This window comes from Eubacterium segne (assembly GCF_014287775.1).
GTDB classification, from domain to species: domain Bacteria; phylum Bacillota; class Clostridia; order Lachnospirales; family Lachnospiraceae; genus Eubacterium_G; species Eubacterium_G segne.
The window spans coordinates 45,141-61,489 of the sequence record NZ_JACOOZ010000001.1 but is presented as its reverse complement, the minus strand read 5'-3'; the positions used below and the strand labels follow the sequence as shown (position 1 = coordinate 61,489).

General features: G+C 34.7%; 14 protein-coding genes. 12 read left to right on the top strand and 2 right to left on the bottom strand.

The window, feature by feature from the left end:
* The 7 genes from pstA (at window position 1) to H8S00_RS00290 (ending at window position 6,522) form a co-directional block, all read left to right on the top strand.
* Window positions 1–840, top strand: a complete 840-nt coding sequence (pstA, locus tag H8S00_RS00320) for a phosphate ABC transporter permease PstA (protein ID WP_021953725.1) — start codon at window positions 1–3, stop codon at window positions 838–840.
* Between the two features lie 3 nt (window positions 841–843).
* Window positions 844–1,593 (top strand): phosphate ABC transporter ATP-binding protein PstB, encoded by a 750-nt coding sequence (gene pstB / locus H8S00_RS00315; RefSeq protein WP_021953726.1) that lies wholly within the window; start codon window positions 844–846, stop codon window positions 1,591–1,593.
* Window positions 1,594–1,595: 2 nt separating this feature from the next.
* Entirely contained in the window at window positions 1,596–2,246 is a 651-nt protein-coding gene (gene phoU, locus H8S00_RS00310; protein WP_021953727.1) for a phosphate signaling complex protein PhoU, read from the top strand.
* Between the two features lie 87 nt (window positions 2,247–2,333).
* A complete protein-coding gene (locus H8S00_RS00305; protein WP_186839772.1) occupies window positions 2,334–3,005 on the top strand; it encodes a response regulator transcription factor in 672 nt (223 codons plus the stop codon).
* Between the two features lie 11 nt (window positions 3,006–3,016).
* On the top strand, window positions 3,017–4,369 hold the full coding sequence (locus H8S00_RS00300; protein WP_021953729.1) for a sensor histidine kinase: 1,353 nt from the start codon (window positions 3,017–3,019) through the stop codon (window positions 4,367–4,369).
* 116 nt (window positions 4,370–4,485) lie between these two features.
* On the top strand, window positions 4,486–6,237 hold the full coding sequence (locus H8S00_RS00295; RefSeq protein WP_186839771.1) for a Na/Pi cotransporter family protein: 1,752 nt from the start codon (window positions 4,486–4,488) through the stop codon (window positions 6,235–6,237).
* A gap of 12 nt (window positions 6,238–6,249) precedes the next feature.
* Window positions 6,250–6,522: a hypothetical protein gene (locus H8S00_RS00290; RefSeq protein WP_186839770.1), complete on the top strand. Its 273-nt coding sequence runs from the start codon at window positions 6,250–6,252 to the stop codon at window positions 6,520–6,522.
* Window positions 6,523–6,796: 274 nt separating this feature from the next.
* Here the strand turns inward: H8S00_RS00290 and H8S00_RS00285 are convergent, their stop codons facing one another.
* A complete protein-coding gene (locus H8S00_RS00285; protein ID WP_186839769.1) occupies window positions 6,797–7,594 on the bottom strand; it encodes a polysaccharide deacetylase family protein in 798 nt (265 codons plus the stop codon).
* Between the two features lie 232 nt (window positions 7,595–7,826).
* Here H8S00_RS00285 and H8S00_RS00280 point away from each other — a divergent pair, with 232 nt between their 5' ends.
* The 3 genes from H8S00_RS00280 to H8S00_RS00270 all read left to right on the top strand — a co-directional run bounded on the left by H8S00_RS00280 (window position 7,827) and on the right by H8S00_RS00270 (window position 12,133).
* Window positions 7,827–9,500 carry an InlB B-repeat-containing protein gene (locus H8S00_RS00280; protein WP_186839768.1) on the top strand — a complete coding sequence of 558 codons (1,674 nt, stop codon included), beginning with the start codon at window positions 7,827–7,829 and terminating at the stop codon, window positions 9,498–9,500.
* Window positions 9,501–9,627: 127 nt separating this feature from the next.
* Window positions 9,628–10,752: an AI-2E family transporter gene (locus tag H8S00_RS00275; RefSeq protein ID WP_021953734.1), complete on the top strand. Its 1,125-nt coding sequence runs from the start codon at window positions 9,628–9,630 to the stop codon at window positions 10,750–10,752.
* A gap of 100 nt (window positions 10,753–10,852) precedes the next feature.
* Window positions 10,853–12,133: a hypothetical protein gene (locus H8S00_RS00270; RefSeq protein WP_186839767.1), complete on the top strand. Its 1,281-nt coding sequence runs from the start codon at window positions 10,853–10,855 to the stop codon at window positions 12,131–12,133.
* A gap of 104 nt (window positions 12,134–12,237) precedes the next feature.
* Here H8S00_RS00270 and H8S00_RS00265 read toward each other — a convergent pair whose 3' ends face one another.
* Window positions 12,238–13,329: a hypothetical protein gene (locus H8S00_RS00265; RefSeq protein WP_186839766.1), complete on the bottom strand. Its 1,092-nt coding sequence runs from the start codon at window positions 13,327–13,329 to the stop codon at window positions 12,238–12,240.
* A 284-nt stretch (window positions 13,330–13,613) separates the two neighbouring features.
* Here H8S00_RS00265 and H8S00_RS00260 point away from each other — a divergent pair, with 284 nt between their 5' ends.
* Entirely contained in the window at window positions 13,614–13,856 is a 243-nt protein-coding gene (locus H8S00_RS00260) for a heavy-metal-associated domain-containing protein (RefSeq protein WP_118589106.1), read from the top strand.
* Window positions 13,857–13,975: 119 nt separating this feature from the next.
* The gene (feoB, locus tag H8S00_RS00255) at window positions 13,976–16,321 is read left to right on the top strand and encodes a ferrous iron transport protein B (RefSeq protein ID WP_186839765.1); all 2,346 of its coding nucleotides are present in this window, start codon (window positions 13,976–13,978) and stop codon (window positions 16,319–16,321) included.
* Window positions 16,322–16,349: the final 28 nt, after the last annotated feature.

Genomic DNA, 16,349 nt, shown 5'->3' with positions numbered 1-16,349 from the left:
ATGAATAAAGTAAAAGAATATTTGAGAAAGCCGGGCTCGTTAATTATGCTCATTTTAATATTATTAGCCGTTACAATTACGGTGGCATCAATGATTTATCTGGTTATATACATACTTGTAAACGGAATCCCATATATAACACCGGATTTATTTGCATGGAAGTATAATACAGAAAATGTATCAATGACGCCGGCAATTATAAACACAATTATAATGGTATTTTTAACACTGTTATTAGCAGTACCTATTGGAATTGCAGCAGCAATATATCTGGTAGAATACTCAAAGAGAAACTCAAAATTAGTTAAGGTAATAAGACTTACAACGGAAACATTAGCAGGTATTCCTTCTATTGTATTTGGTCTTTTTGGATTTATTGTATTTGTATTATTACTTAAGTGGGGAAACTCACTGTTAGCAGGTGTACTTACCCTTACCATGATGGTTTTACCAACAATAGTAAGAACTACCGAGGAATCTCTTTTGGCAGTTCCTGATATGTTTAGAGAAGGAAGCTATGGACTTGGGGCAGGAAAGCTTAGAACAATATTCGTTATTGTTCTTCCGGCAGCAATCCCCGGAATATTATCGGGAGTAATTCTTGCCATTGGACGAATTGTAGGAGAAAGTGCAGCTCTTATATTTACAGCAGGAACAGTGGCAGAAGTGCCAAAGAGTCTGTTTTCATCTACCAGAACCCTGGCGGTACATATGTATTCGCTGTTAAATGAAGGATTGTACACTAATCAGGCATATGCTACGGCAGTAATACTTCTTGTAATTGTATTAATTATTAACGGACTGTCAGGTCTGGCAGCAAAGAAAGTTGGGAAGGAATAAAAAATGGGAAAATTTGACATACAAAATATGGAACTTCACTACGGTGATTTTCATGCAATAAAAAATGTAAACCTTAATATACCGCCAAATGAAATAACGGCATTTATCGGACCTTCAGGATGTGGTAAATCAACAGTTTTAAAATCGCTTAACAGAATGAATGATTTAGTGCCGGATTGTAAAATTGAGGGTCTTATAACATTAGACGGTGAAGATATTTATAAAAACATGGATGTAAATATTCTTAGAAAGAGAGTAGGAATGGTTTTCCAGAAACCTAATTTGTTCCCAATGAGCATATATGACAATATTGCTTACGGGCCTAGAACCCACGGTATTCACTCTAAAGCTAAGTTAGATGAGATTGTGGAGAAAACACTTAAGCAGGCAGCAATCTGGGATGAAACAAAGGATAAACTTAAAAAGAGTGCTTTGGCAATGTCAGGTGGACAGCAGCAGAGATTGTGTATTGCAAGGGCATTGGCAGTTAATCCGGAAGTAATTCTTATGGATGAGCCTACATCAGCTCTTGACCCTATTTCTACATCCAAAATAGAGGATTTGGCTGTGGAACTTAAAAAGGATTACACGGTAATTATGGTAACCCATAATATGCAGCAGGCAGCAAGAATATCAGACAAAACAGCATTCTTTTTATTAGGTGAAGTAATTGAATTCGGTGATACAGAGCAGATGTTCTCAATGCCTAGGGATAAGAGAACAGAAGATTATATAACAGGAAGGTTTGGTTAATTATGAGAAATAAATTTGATGAACAGTTGCATAATCTTAATGATGAAATGATTAAAATGGGAAAATTATGTGAGCAGGCTATAGCTGCTGCAATTAAAATGGCAATGGACCATGCCAATGAGGAATTAAAGGCAGAAGTTCTTGATACGGATGCTGAAATTGACAGAAAAGAAAGAGTTATTGAAAATATCTGTATGAAGCTTTTACTTAGACAACAGCCGGTAGCAAGGGATTTAAGAGTGATTTCCTCAGCCCTTAAAATGATATCGGACATGGAGAGAATTGGTGATCAGGCATCAGACATAGTGGAACTTGCCAAATACATAAAGGACAGCAATTTAAAATATCAGGTACATTTAAATGATATGGCAAATGAGGTTATTAAAATGGTAACTTTAAGTGTTGATTCCTTTGTAAGCAAAGACTTAGATAAGGCAAAAAGTGTTATTTTAAGTGATGATGTAGTTGATAACTATTTTGATGAAATAAAAAAAGAACTTATTTCTAAAATTGCTGAAGATACTGAAGGTGGAGAGGAATGTATTGACACTCTTATGATTGCCAAGTATTTGGAAAGAATTGGTGACCATGCCACAAATATTGCCGGATGGGTAGAATACTCCATTTTAGGAACTCATTATGAAGGTGAATAATTAATTTATAATTTGACCTAAAATTTACATAGGATTAACTTAAAAATTACAAAAGAGGATTATTCTGGAATAAAGGAGGACGGTAAGATGGTATATTTAGTCGAAGATGACAGCAGTATAAGAGAACTGGTTGTATATACATTAAATAGTACAGGAATACAGGCAGAAGGCTTTGAAAAACCATCGGATTTCTGGAAAGCCTTAAATACAAAAATGCCGTCGTTGGTTATTCTGGATGTGATGCTTCCGGAAGAAAGCGGTATAGAGATACTTCAAAAACTGAGAAAAAATCCCACGACGGAAAGGGTTCCGGTAATTATGGCAACAGCCAAAACCAGTGAATATGATAAAATAAACGGTTTAGAAAGTGGAGCTGATGATTACATTGCAAAACCTTTTAGCATGATGGAAATGGTAGCAAGGGTTAAGGCACTTCTAAGAAGGTCGGAATTTAACAGCTATCAGTCAGATTACACAATAGACAATCTATATGTGTGTCCGGCAAAGCATATAGTAAAGGTGGATGGTAAGGAAGTAATTCTTACTTTAAAGGAATTTGAAATGTTATGTCTTTTAATAAAAAACAAAGGAATTGTCCTTACAAGAGATCAGCTTTTAAATAAAATATGGGGTTACTCATTTGACGGAGAAAGTAGAACAGTAGACGTACATATTCGTACATTGCGCCAGAAACTAACCACTGCAGGCAATGTAATAAAGACTATACGTGGTGTAGGATATAAAATAAGTAATAGTTAAGAGGAATAAAAATGATAAGAATAAAGAAAATGAGCAAAAGGATTTTTCTTAATATGTTTATCATTTCTTCTGTTGTAATAGCATTAACTACCATTCTAACTGTAGTAATCGTTTACAAAAGTTTTTCAAATCAAAATATTGCAGCCTTAAAGGGCGAATTAACGGCCACATCAAGCGGAGTAGAACTGAATGGTGTGGCCTTTTTGAAATCTTTAAGTGTAAAACACAGAATAACGTTAGTAGATAGTTCCGGCAAGGTGTTATTTGACAATAGAAATGATATTAACAGTTTAGGAAATCATAATGACAGGGAAGAAATAAGGGAAGCAAGAGAAAATGGTACAGGTTATTCTGAAAGATACTCTGATACACTATCAAGGAAAACAATAAATGTAACAAAGCTTCTTAATAACGGAGATGTACTAAGATTGTCGAAGGATATGTCTACAGTGTGGTCAACACTTATGGATACAATATTTCCCATGATATGTGTTATGGTTTTTGCCATTCTTATAGCGGCATATATGGCAGGAAGGGTTTCAAAGGCAGTAACCACACCAATAAATCAAATCGATTTAAATGAACCTGACAGGGAAAAGATATATGATGAAATTGAACCTTTAATAGATAAAATCATAAAGCAAAACAATCAGATAGATAAACAGATAGAGCAGCTTAACATGGAACATGAAAAGCAGGATAATTTAAGGCGGGATTTTACTGCCAATGTATCCCATGAATTAAAAACACCTCTTACTTCCATATCCGGCTTTGCGGAAATAATTCAAAACGGAATGGTGAAAGAGGAGGATATTACAAGATTTGCAGGAAAAATACATTCAGAGGCGCAAAGATTAATTATTTTAGTTGGTGATATTATTAAGCTTTCCCAATTAGATGGCAAGGATATTGCCGTGAAAATGGAACCAATTGATTTATATGAAACAAGTCAGGCAGTTATGGGACATTTAGAGGCGGCAGCGGAAAAGAGAAATATCAAAATGTTTCTTTCAGGAAAGCATCTGGTAATTACCGGGGCAGAGCAGATTATTGAGGAAATGATATTTAATCTGATTGACAATGCCATAAAATATAATAAAACCGGTGGAAAAATCTATGTGAATATTTTAAAAAATGACGATGGAATAAATTTGTCGGTGGAAGATACGGGAATTGGAATAAAAGACGAGGATATCGGGAGAATATTTGAAAGATTTTACCGGGCAGACAAAAGTCATTCTAAGGAAATAGGTGGAACAGGACTGGGGCTTTCCATTGTAAAGCATGGCGCCAATTTTCATAATGCCAAGGTTTTTGTTAAGAGCAAATACAAAGAAGGAACAAAAATCACCATTTTATTCTAAATTTTTCGCAAATTTAACTTAGATTTTACATTACAAATAATTACAATTTACAAGGCACCTATACTATAAAATTAAAGAAACAAAAAGAAACCAAATATTTTATAGTGGAGGGAAAAATGAACATATTTAATTTTTTATCGCTAATAGGTGGTCTGGCACTATTTCTTTATGGAATGAACATTATGGGAGAAGCCTTAGAGAAGCGTGCCGGTAATCAGTTAAAGTCAATTTTGGAAAAACTCACATCCAGCAGATGGAAGGGATTCCTTCTTGGAGCAGGGGTGACTGCCATAATACAAAGTTCATCAGCCACTACTGTTATGGTAGTAGGATTTGTAAACTCAGGTATTATGACACTTAAACAGGCTATTGGAATAATAATGGGAGCCAATGTTGGTACAACCATTACAGCCTGGATATTAAGCCTTACGGGAATTACCAGTGACAACATTTTAGTAAGCCTTTTAAAGCCAACATCATTTACACCGATTTTGGCAATGGTTGGAATAATTCTTGTAATGGGAAAGAAAAATTCAAAAAATGCTGATTTAGGAAACATATTATTAGGATTTGCAGTGCTTATGTTTGGAATGGAGGCAATGTCATCGGCAGTAAGTCCTCTTAGAGAGGTTCCTCAGTTTCAACATATTCTTACAATGTTTAGTAATCCTGTATTAGGTGTGTTAGCAGGAGCTGCCCTTACTGCAATTATACAAAGTTCATCAGCATCAGTTGGTATTTTGCAGGCATTAGCAGCTACAGGAGCAGTAAGTTATGGCAGCGCCATTCCTATTATAATGGGACAGAACATCGGAACATGTGTTACTGCAATGATTTCTTCTGTTGGAGCTAATAAAAATGCCAAGAGAACAGCTGTTGTTCACCTTACATTTAACATTATAGGAACAGCGGTAATACTTACGGTATTTTGTATAGTAAACAGTCTTATACATTTTTCTTTTATAGATGAAAGTGCCAGCCTGCTTGGCATTGCAGTAATACATTCGTTATTTAACATTTTATGTACAATGCTGTTATTCCCATTTGCAAATCAGTTGGAAAAGCTGGCATGCTTTATTGTGAGGGATGCAAAAGTTGGAGATTCTCTTCAGTTGTTAGATGAGAGACTTTTGGCAACACCAACTATAGCTATTGAACAGTGTAAGAAACAGGTTCAGACTATGTTTGACAAAACAATACAGGGTGTTAAATCTGCCTGCCAATTAATAGGTGAATATAGCGAAAAGAATTTTGAAAACATAAAAGATTGCGAAAAGGAAATTGATAAATATGAGGACAAGTTAGGCACATATCTTGTACATGTAAGTAAGCAAAATTTAAGTGAACAGGATAGCCGTGTGGTAAGCGAGTTACTTCATATTATCGGTGATATAGAAAGAATTTCCGACCATTCTGTTGGAATTGCAAAATCAGCAGAAGAGATTGCTGAAAAGAAGTTGAAATTTTCTGATAATGCTTCAAAAGAAATAAGAAAAATGATAGCAGCGGTAGCTGAAATTTTGGAAGAAACTAATATGGCGTATATAAATAATGATGCAGATGCTGCCGTTTCAGTTGAGGCAATGGAAAGGGTGATAGATAAGCTTAAACATGAACTAAAGAAACGTCATATAGACAGGCTTAAAAAAGGTGAATGTACTATTGAACAGGGATTTATTATGACTGATATTATTACTGCACTGGAAAGAATATCAGACCATTGTTCTAACATAGCCGGATGTGTTGAGGAAATTGCCCACGGCAGTCTTGGACTTCATGAGTATAGCAGGGAAATTGACAAAATGCCTGGAAGTGAGTTTTACAACATATATAAAGATAAGCTTAGTAAATATACAGCAGAATTGTAAGGAGGCACTATTATGCATGAAATGTATGGAGTTATATGGAAGGTTGCATTAAGGATACACGAATTTTTGCCGGTGTCAAAAAGAGGATGTTATCTGGCATTAAACACTTTATTATGGTGTTTAATGGGAATGATACTATATGGAGCTGCCATTTTATTGACACCATACATATTTAGCACATTATACTGTTTTGCAACGGCAGGTTATCTGGGAATGATAATGGGATTCGGTGGAGGTTCCATGTTCATCCTGCGAAATACCCAGCCGGATGATTTGGAAAATTAAGAAAATATATAAGGTTAAAAATTGTTAGCATTTTAAACCGAAAATTATAGTGTAGCAGCAAAAGTCACCATGTTATTGAGGGTATCATTTAAAAATATTCTTGTCAATAACAACTAAGATTGTTAAATAAAAACGAAAATATATAGAACGCAGATAAACAGGCATACAAAAGAATAAACAGCTTAGAATTGTGTGTAACATAAAATAAGTTGAGAGAAAATCCTTATGAGTACAGAGAAAACCACCGGCTAAGCCGGTGGGGGTGGATATAAAGTTATTGACTTGTATCCTGTACCTGATTGCCATCCGGTTCGATATGGAAATTGTCCATATATATTAGATGTGATACAGGAACAATTTCATAGCCTTTTTTCTTCAAACCTTCAATTACTTTAGGCAAAGCTTCAGCAGTATATTTTGCACCATTATGCATAAGGATAATAGAACCGTTTTTTAAATCTTTGTGGTTAAGGATGGTACTTACAATAGAATCGGTACCATAGTTTTTCCAATCCTGACTGTCAATATTCCATTGAATGGCATAATAATTAAGAGATTTAGCCTGGGTTAAAAGGGTATTACTATAGTCACCATAAGGAGGGCGGAAAAGATTCATGGTAACTCCGGTAAGCTCTTTTACTTTTTCAGTTACAGTATTAATTTCGTCAGATATTCCGGCGGCATCTAATTCAGGCATATGTTTGTGATGGTAGCTGTGATTACCCAAATCATGACCGGCAGCCTGCATTTTTTTTACAGCCTCAGGATATTTTTCAACCCAGTTTCCTGTAATAAAAAATGTTGTTTTAACATCATATTTCTTTAGAACACTTAAAATCTTTTCTATATCTTCGTTTCCAAAATCGGCATCAAAGGAAAGGGAAACAAGTTTTTTATTGGTTTTTACATTACATATAGGAATGTCCTTTGGGGTATTAGTAGCAGTCAGGGAATCAAAGCCTTCTTTAAAAATATTTTCCTGATAATGGTATGTAACACCAGCCACTGCAATAAGAATGCATAGCCAAAAAATACTTCGCCTCAATAATGAAATTTGCTGTGAACCAGACATAACAATTCTCCGGAAACTTATTATTATAATTTATGCTAAAAAAAATATAATATGATTGTGCAATTCATCAAATTAATATTAATTTTATTTAATAAAATAAGAAAGAGATTAAATATTATCGGGAATAATATTAATGATGCAATTTGTTGATTTTTGCAAAAATGTTTATATAATAAATTGTGGAATTAAATTACGGGTCATGATATTTTCTTGAGGAATGAGAGGCAAAAGAATGAAGAAAAAAAGTTTAATGTTAGTCATGCTTACCCTTGTATTAGCACTGGGAATGAGTATGCAGGTATCTGCGAAAACAAAGGTTAAAACATATAAGGTGACATATGTTTTAAATGGAGGAACAAATAATAAAAAGAACACTTCAAAATATAAATCAAACAAATCAAAAAAATTATATTCACCGTCTAAAAAGGGATATCTTTTTAAGGGCTGGTATACAGATAAATATTATAGAAACAAAATAACTACCATTAAAAAAGGCTCAAAGGGAAACAAAAAGGTATACGCTAAGTGGCAGGCTAGAACATATCAGATTTCTTACAACGTAAATGGCGGAACTTTAAATAAGTCAAGCGTAAAAACATATACATGTCAGGTAACAGTGAAGCTGGCTGCACCAACAAAGAAAAATTATGTATTTATGGGGTGGTATAGAGACAGTAAGCTGACAAAGAAGGTTGCAAGAATTGCCAAAGGAACAACGGGAAATATTACATTATATGCCAAGTGGCAGCTGGAAAAGTTGAATATAAATAAAGTTGGAAATGAAGATATGATATGGAGCTGGTGGTGTTATCCACAGGTGGTTTCATATGCAAACACTAAAGATAATGTTTACTGGGGATTTACCACAAGTGAAGGTTACAGCGGCGTGGCATCCTATAATAATGATACAAAGAAAACAGAAAAGACATATCTGAAAAAGACAACCTCTACTGACGACCATAATGCAATGGCAGTGACTGTTATGAGAAACGGCAAAATAATGTGTGTTTATTCAGGCGGACATAACAGTGATAATGAAATTCACGTTAGAATATCAGGTGAAGCAGAAAGCATTAAAAATTTCAACACGGATGTTGTTTTAAGGTCTCAGGGAAAGACCTGCTACAGCCAGATTTTACAGTATAATAATAAGTATTATATTTTTTACAGAGTTGATAATAAAAACTGGGCATACCGTTCTTCCACAAACGGATTGTCATGGAGTAACGAAACTATATTAGTTACTTCATTAATACAATATTATTGTAAATTTATGCCTACAACAGAAGAAGGAAGAGTCCGTATATGCATGATATCAAACCCAACGTCAGGAGATCCAAATATTAGAATGGGATTTTTGGATTTAGACACAGGAATGATGTACGATTCAGATAACAAAACAGAATTGGGAAAGAGTAACATATCACGGAAAGAATTTAATGTGCTGATAAAGAAACCGGCAAATATTACCCAGCGTATGTTGGATGTGGCAATAACAGCACCGGAAAATCCACTGATTTTATATGCAACATTTTCAACTGACAGGACAGACAAAAATTGTGTGTATAATCTTTATGACACAGATAAAACTATTGAAATATGTAACGGTGGAAATCCACTTTGGAACCCTAAGTATCAGCTGGGGGCATCCTTTATGGGAACTGACAGAATTGTAGTTGCCAGGGAAGAAAATGATTATGATAATATAGAACTTTACGATTATTCTCAGGGACAGGTAACATTGAAGGAGTCGGTTTATTCAGAAGAAATCGGAACCATTCAAATAAGAAATGCCCGTCCTATTGTGGATGTAAACCAAAAAGCATTTTTGTGGCACAGAGGATTTTACAATTCTGACACCTATACGGATTTTTATACTGAGACAAAAATATACACTATGGATTAAATAACAAAATTCTCCTAAAACGGATATTTAAACAAATAGCTGTTTTAGGGGATTTTAATTTTTGAAAAAAATTGATAGAATAATTCTAATGAAATTGCAGCATGTTTGATGAAGAAAAGGAGATTTTATGAAAATAGAATGGAAACAGTGCTTTAAAGTAGGGGTAAGTGTATTTATATTATTTTTATGTATAAATTACTGGAGCGTGGTGGGAAACACCATAGGAGTGTTCTTTAGCGGAATAACACCTATTCTCATTGGATGTTCCTTTGCTTATATTGTTAATATATTTATGTGTTCATTTGAAAAAAGATATTTCCCCAACAGCAAAAAAGCAATCGTTATTAAATCAAGAAGACCTGTATGTATGACAGGGGCAATTTTAATGGTTTTAGGTGTGATTGTGTTATTAATCTATATGATAATTCCTGAACTTGTAAATTGTATAGAAACTTTCTTAAATGCACTGCCGGATTTGGCAACCTATGTTTCTAAAAATGAATATGTACAAATGGTGGTATCTCCTAAGTCATTGGAAAAATTACGAACCATGAAATGGGATACTTACGCTGAAAAAATAGGTGGATTTCTGTTTTCTGGAGTAGGAGGTGCGGTAAATACCGTGGCGGAAGTGGCATCTTCAGTTATTTCTATAGTAGTGACAGTGGCCCTTGGACTTATTTTTACTTTCTATTTTCTTATGGGAAAGGAAAGAATGGCAAGTCAGTTTAAAAGAATAACCTATGTAGTCTTTAAAGAAAAAATGTATAATAAAATTATGCATTGGCTTAATGTGTTTGACCAATGTTTTCATGGATACATAGTTGGAAAATTAATAGATGCGGTGGTTTTAGGTGTAATGTGTATTGTTATTATGCTTATATGTCATTTGCCTTATGCAGTTATGATTGGAACATTAGTGGGATTTACTGCGTTAATTCCTGTAGTAGGTGCTTATGTAGGTGCAATTATCGGAGCATTAATGATACTTACCCAGTCACCAATGAAGGCACTATTGTTTGTGGTATTAATAGTAGTAGTTCAAATGATAGAAGGCAATGTAATATATCCTAAAATCATGGGAAATTCACTAGGGCTTCCGGGAATATGGGTGTTAGCGGCAGTAACTCTTGGAGGAAGTTTGTTTGGAATAATCGGAATGTTAATCGGAGTACCTATATTCGCAGGTTTTTATAAGCTGATAGCAGAGAGCATAGAAAAAAGAGAAAAAAAGATGGGTGTAAAAAGTTAAAAAATGTATGTGTTTTTTTACTTGTAGCGTATATTAATATTGAAAAGAAATGACAAAAATGGTATTCTTATGGTATGGAATTTTAAAGGAGGAGAATAGAATGAGAAAGAGTATATTCCAGAAAATGTCTGCTGTATTTTTGTCAATGACATTAGTAGTAGGCATGGCGGCTTCAGTACCTGCTGCCGTAAAAAAAGGTACAGACATCTCTGCCTCTAAAGCATGGCAATCATTCTCAGTTCAGACAGGTGAAGATAAGAATGAATGGAAAAATGCTTTAATAAAAGATGGTCAGAAATATGACAATAAGGAAAATGTATTCAAAAGCTACACAGAAAATGCTTCTATGAAGACAAAGACACCTAAAAGTTTCCTTATGGATATTGTAAGCACAGGTTCAAGTGCTCAGTGGGGACCAAGCAAGAAAGTCGATGACTTGGGAAATGTTGTTTGGGAAGCAAAGATGAGCAATCCTTGGGGCGTTACAGCAACAAAGATAGTTAATATTGAAAAAGGACGTACTTACACAATTTCATTTAAAATCAAAAGCACACTTGAAAATGAAATTAAAAAGACACAGAACGTTCCGGGAAAATATTACTATGAAACAAAGGACAAGAAGGGTAAGACAATAGTTCATTACACTACTTCTGTTGTAAAGAAAAATGGTAAGACAGTGGATAAGGCTACAGGAAATCCGGTAAGCCACGTTGGAACAGTTGTTGGAACAGGTGTTATGAATTATGTTAAGCATGTTCATTTCAAAGCATACAGAAATAATGAAAAAGACGGCGATCCGGCTCTTACATTACAGAATGTTAAAGCTACATACAATGGAAAATCTGTTTACAGCAAGAAGGGTGATTACACATTCATCGCATTAGACAGCAGAAATAAAGATTATGTTACTGTAACAGCTAACGTAACAATTCCTGGTGACAGCTTAGCATACAAGCAGAGCACAATGGGATTTAAGTTTGCATTTGGTTCATTTACAATGGAATATCCAAATGAAAATGATATGAGTGGAACAATTGATGTTCAGGATTTCAAGGTAGTAGCAGGAAGTGATGTTCCTAAAGCTACAAAGGTATCAAAGGCTACAGCAAAGGCTAAAAAAGGAACTATGAAGGTTTCTCTTAAGAAGGCTAAAGGTGCTAAGGGATACGAAGTACAGTATTTCACATCATACAGCAAGAGTTCTAAGTCATATTCAGGAAAGAAAACTGTTAAGGCTAAAAAGAATGTTGTAACTATTAAGAATAAAAAGAAATTTAAAGCTAAAAAGACAATATATGTCAGAGCAAGATATTACAAGACAGTAAATGGCAAGAAAGCATATAGCGTTTGGTCAGCTATTAAAAAAGTAAAAGTTAAATAGGAAAAAACTTAAAATTTCCAAAAAGGGTAATTTTAATATAATTAAAAAGGGGCAGATGGCTAATAACCATCTGCCTTCTTTATTTGTATTAAATTGTTTATTAATTACTGTAATGGTGAGAACAACGTTAATCTTTTTCTAAGTGAACAAAAATGACTTGAAAAACGGTTTGTTGTTGTTACATTAGCATTGTTACATATATAAACATCGTTGTTATTACCCATGCCGCCTTGGATAACCCAGTGCTTGCAACTGCCGTTCCATGACTTTATCCAGCTTTCATTTCCTGTACAGTTAAGTCCTACGGCATCAGAATTAAGATAATTAACTAAATCCTGCTTAGTATCAAACTTGCCAATATATATGGCTACGTGATGGGCACGTCCACTAGAAGAGGTATAGGCTATAATGTCTCCCGGTATTAAATGCTCCATATTAGATTCGGTGTCAACATCATTTAATTTAAGTGATGTTTTAAACAACGGGTAAGTTGTTTTTCTTATATTTCCTTTTAAGTAATAAGTACATTTCTTTCTTGAAACTTTATAAGTTATTTTTACGTTTCCGCTTTTCCAGTCATTGGCAACGGGAGATTTGTTTACCTTTACACTTGTAAACTGTCCCGAACGGGTTGCTTTTTTTCCCGGAGCTAAAGTCTTACATGATTCTACATACTTGTTAACTAAAACATTACATGGATATTTTTTATGTACATACTTCTTAACGAATTTTCCCAGATTCTTATGAAAATCAAGCTTTAAATCCGAATCGGAAGTTTCAAATACCACTGCATTAGAACTATCTGATAAAAGTTTGTCCTTATAACATTTAATTTTGTAGTAGTAAACTGTGCCGGCCTTTGCTTTTAAATCCTTAAAGGTACCGGTGGTGCTTTTTTTAATGGTTTTGATTCGCTTAAAACCATTGTTTGGTTTAACACTTCTGTAAATCTTGTATCCGGTAACATCCATTCGCTTCTTCCAGGATATCTTGACACCTTTGTTTAATTCTACAATGGAAGTTATATATGTTTTAGGAACAACCGGGACAACCTCTGTGGTAGCTTCTTCCTCCGTTACGTCTACTGACAAGGTAGTTGTTTCCGGTGGTGGTGTGTCCTCACTCCCTAAATTGTTGGTTCCGTCATCTGCATATATCAATGAAGATATAGCTAAAATATTTATGGACAATACCATAATAAATAGTAATTGTTTCAAATGTTTCAAATATTTTTCCTCGATTCTTAGTGCTTAAGCAGGAAAAAGTCCCAATAATATATTCAATTTATTATAATCTGACCTTTAACCCACGTATAATATCATACCATTTTATGGTAACCTGTTCAAGAAAATGTTACGAAAAAATTACATAAAAATTACGAAAAAGCTTTGTGCAATAATATTGAAATAATAAAACAGTGTGATAAGATAAAAAAGGTTAGAATCAACTAACTAAGAATGAGAAAAGGAGTGTAATAAACATGATTAAAACAACTATAAAAATAGATGGAATGGCATGTGGAATGTGCGAGGCACATGTAAATGATGCCTTAAGAAAAGTAATAAAGGCAAAGAAAATTACATCTTCCCACAAGAAAAAAGAAGCGGTTGTGGTTAGCGAGAATGAATTAAATGAAGAAGAAATAAAAAAAGTGATAAATGATACAGGATATACATATATTTCCATGACCAGTGAACCATATAAAAAGAAATTTTTCTTTTAAAACAATTAAAAAAACACTGTTCATAAAACCTGAATGATTTGTCAAGAGAGTTGTTGCAATAATGCAACAATGTGGTAATATGGAAGGAAATATACGTATTACATATTGGAGGCATAAAATTGAAACTCTCTCAGTTGAAACAGGGACAGACAGGAAGGATAGTAAAAGTAGGCGGTGAGGGTCAGCTTAGACGACACTTTCTTGATATGGGACTCATACAGGGCACAGACATTCAGTACATAAAAGCTGCACCTATGGGAGATCCTATAGAATATAAGATTTGGGGATATGAACTGACACTTAGAAAGGATGATGCTAAGTGTATAGATATTGAATTACAGGAAAATAAGAAAAAGAAAAAGGAAAGCAGTGATGTAAAGTATAATTCAACGGAGCATCCCCACATAGGTGAGTCGGGTATATATCATGTTAAGCAAAGAGGGGAAAAAATCGAAAAGGGACAGTTGATTACTTTTGGATTGGCAGGAAATCAAAATTGTGGCAAAACAACATTGTTCAATCAGCTGACTGGCTCAAATCAGCATGTGGGAAATTTCCCAGGGGTAACGGTTGACCGGAAAGACGGTCAGATAAGAAAACAGGAAAATACCATGGTGGTGGATTTGCCGGGAATATATTCCATGTCACCTTATACCAGTGAGGAAATTGTATCAAGGCAGTTTTTCTTAGATGACAGACCAAGAGGTATTATAAATATTGTAGATGCTACGAATATTGAAAGAAATCTTTATCTTACAATGCAGCTTATTGAACTGGACATTCCTATGGTTTTGGCATTAAACATGATGGATGAGGTTACAGCCAACGGCGGCTCAGTAGATGTTAATATGTTAGAGGAATCCCTAGGCATTCCCGTGGTGCCTATATCAGCAGCTAAAAACGAAGGGGTAGACGAACTTATTGAGCATGCTATGCATGTGGCAGTATATCGTGAGCGTCCCGGAAGAATGGATTTTTGCGATGCAAATGGAGAAGATGGTGGAGCAATTCACAGATGTATACATTCCATTATGCATTTAATAGATGATCATGCCCATAATAATAAAGTTCCAATCAGATTTGCAGCAGGCAAGCTTATTGAAGGGGATGAGGATGTTATAGCAAGACTTCATCTTGAAGAAAATGAAAAAGAAATGATAGAACATATTATTCTTCAGATGGAAAAGGAAAGCGGCATGGACAGAGAAGCAGCTTTGGCAAAAATGCGTTTTACATTTATTGATAAAATATGTAAAACGGCAGTGGTAAGGCCACAGGAAAGCAGGGAAAGAGCAAGAAGTCGTAAAATTGATAAGCTGCTTACAGGAAAATATACGGCGATTCCTTCTTTTATTGTAATAATGTCTCTGATTTTCTATCTGACTTTTGGAGTAATAGGTCTTTATCTTCAAAACCTTATGGATATGGGAATCAGTGCCCTAAGCAGCCTGTGCGAAAATGCAATGATTACTTTTAAAGTAAATGAAGTAATCCGGTCGTTAATTATTGATGGTATATTTGTAGGGGTAGGCAGTGTTCTTAGCTTTTTGCCCATAATAGTTGTATTGTTCTTTTTCCTGTCATTATTAGAAGACAGTGGATACATGGCAAGAATTGCATTTGTAATGGACAAGATATTTAGAAAATTGGGCCTTTCCGGTAGAAGCTTTGTACCTATGATTATAGGATTCGGATGTTCAGTGCCGGCCATTATGGCAACAAGAACATTACCATCAGAGCGTGACAGAAAGATGACCATAATGCTTACGCCTTTTATGAGCTGCTCAGCAAAAATACCTATTTATGCATTTTTCTCAGCAGCATTTTTCCCGGATAAGGCTGCGTTGGTTATGATAGGTTTGTATTTTACGGGAATAATAGTAGCAATTATATATGCCCTGATACTTGACCGCACTAAGTTTAAGGGAGAACCGGTTCCTTTTGTTATGGAGCTACCTAATTACAGAATGCCGGGAGCTAAAAGTGTGTTAAGACTTATGTGGGACAAGGCAAAGGACTTTTTAACCAAAGCTTTTACAATAATCTTTTTAGCATCACTGGTTATATGGTTTTTACAGACCTTTGATTTACATTTCAATATAGTAAAGGATGCAGAAGACAGTATTCTGGCAATGATAGGTGGAATCGTGGCACCTATATTTAAACCATTGGGATTTGGTGACTGGCGTGCATCTACAGCCCTGATAACGGGATTTACCGCAAAGGAAAGTGTTGTAAGCACACTTACGGTATTGCTAGGAACAAAGGCTCTTAGCACAATGTTTACTACTAAAAGTGCCATAGTATTTTTGATATTTACCCTTTTGTACACACCTTGTGTTGCAGCAATATCATCAGTAAAGCGGGAACTGGGAAGAAATTGGGCAGTGATAGTAGTTTTATTACAATGCAGTATAGCATGGATAGTAGCGTTTGGTGCCAAATTGATTTTGACATTAATATAAATGACTTTTTGTAAGGAGGCAATAAATT

Excerpts from the sequence above, each read along its gene's own strand:
- pstA (WP_021953725.1), top strand. The coding sequence starts at position 1 with ATGAATAAAGTAAAAGAATATTTGAGAAAGCCGGGCTCGTTAATTATG.
- pstB (WP_021953726.1), top strand. The coding sequence starts at position 844 with ATGGGAAAATTTGACATACAAAATATGGAACTTCACTACGGTGATTTT.
- phoU (WP_021953727.1), top strand. The coding sequence starts at position 1,596 with ATGAGAAATAAATTTGATGAACAGTTGCATAATCTTAATGATGAAATG.
- H8S00_RS00270 (WP_186839767.1), top strand. The coding sequence starts at position 10,853 with ATGAGAAAGAGTATATTCCAGAAAATGTCTGCTGTATTTTTGTCAATG.
- H8S00_RS00260 (WP_118589106.1), top strand. The coding sequence starts at position 13,614 with ATGATTAAAACAACTATAAAAATAGATGGAATGGCATGTGGAATGTGC.
- H8S00_RS00295 (WP_186839771.1), top strand. The coding sequence starts at position 4,486 with ATGAACATATTTAATTTTTTATCGCTAATAGGTGGTCTGGCACTATTT.
- H8S00_RS00280 (WP_186839768.1), top strand. The coding sequence starts at position 7,827 with ATGAAGAAAAAAAGTTTAATGTTAGTCATGCTTACCCTTGTATTAGCA.
- H8S00_RS00275 (WP_021953734.1), top strand. The coding sequence starts at position 9,628 with ATGAAAATAGAATGGAAACAGTGCTTTAAAGTAGGGGTAAGTGTATTT.
- H8S00_RS00290 (WP_186839770.1), top strand. The coding sequence starts at position 6,250 with ATGCATGAAATGTATGGAGTTATATGGAAGGTTGCATTAAGGATACAC.
- H8S00_RS00305 (WP_186839772.1), top strand. The coding sequence starts at position 2,334 with ATGGTATATTTAGTCGAAGATGACAGCAGTATAAGAGAACTGGTTGTA.
- H8S00_RS00265 (WP_186839766.1), bottom strand. The coding sequence starts at position 13,329 with ATGGTATTGTCCATAAATATTTTAGCTATATCTTCATTGATATATGCA.
- H8S00_RS00300 (WP_021953729.1), top strand. The coding sequence starts at position 3,017 with ATGATAAGAATAAAGAAAATGAGCAAAAGGATTTTTCTTAATATGTTT.
- H8S00_RS00285 (WP_186839769.1), bottom strand. The coding sequence starts at position 7,594 with ATGTCTGGTTCACAGCAAATTTCATTATTGAGGCGAAGTATTTTTTGG.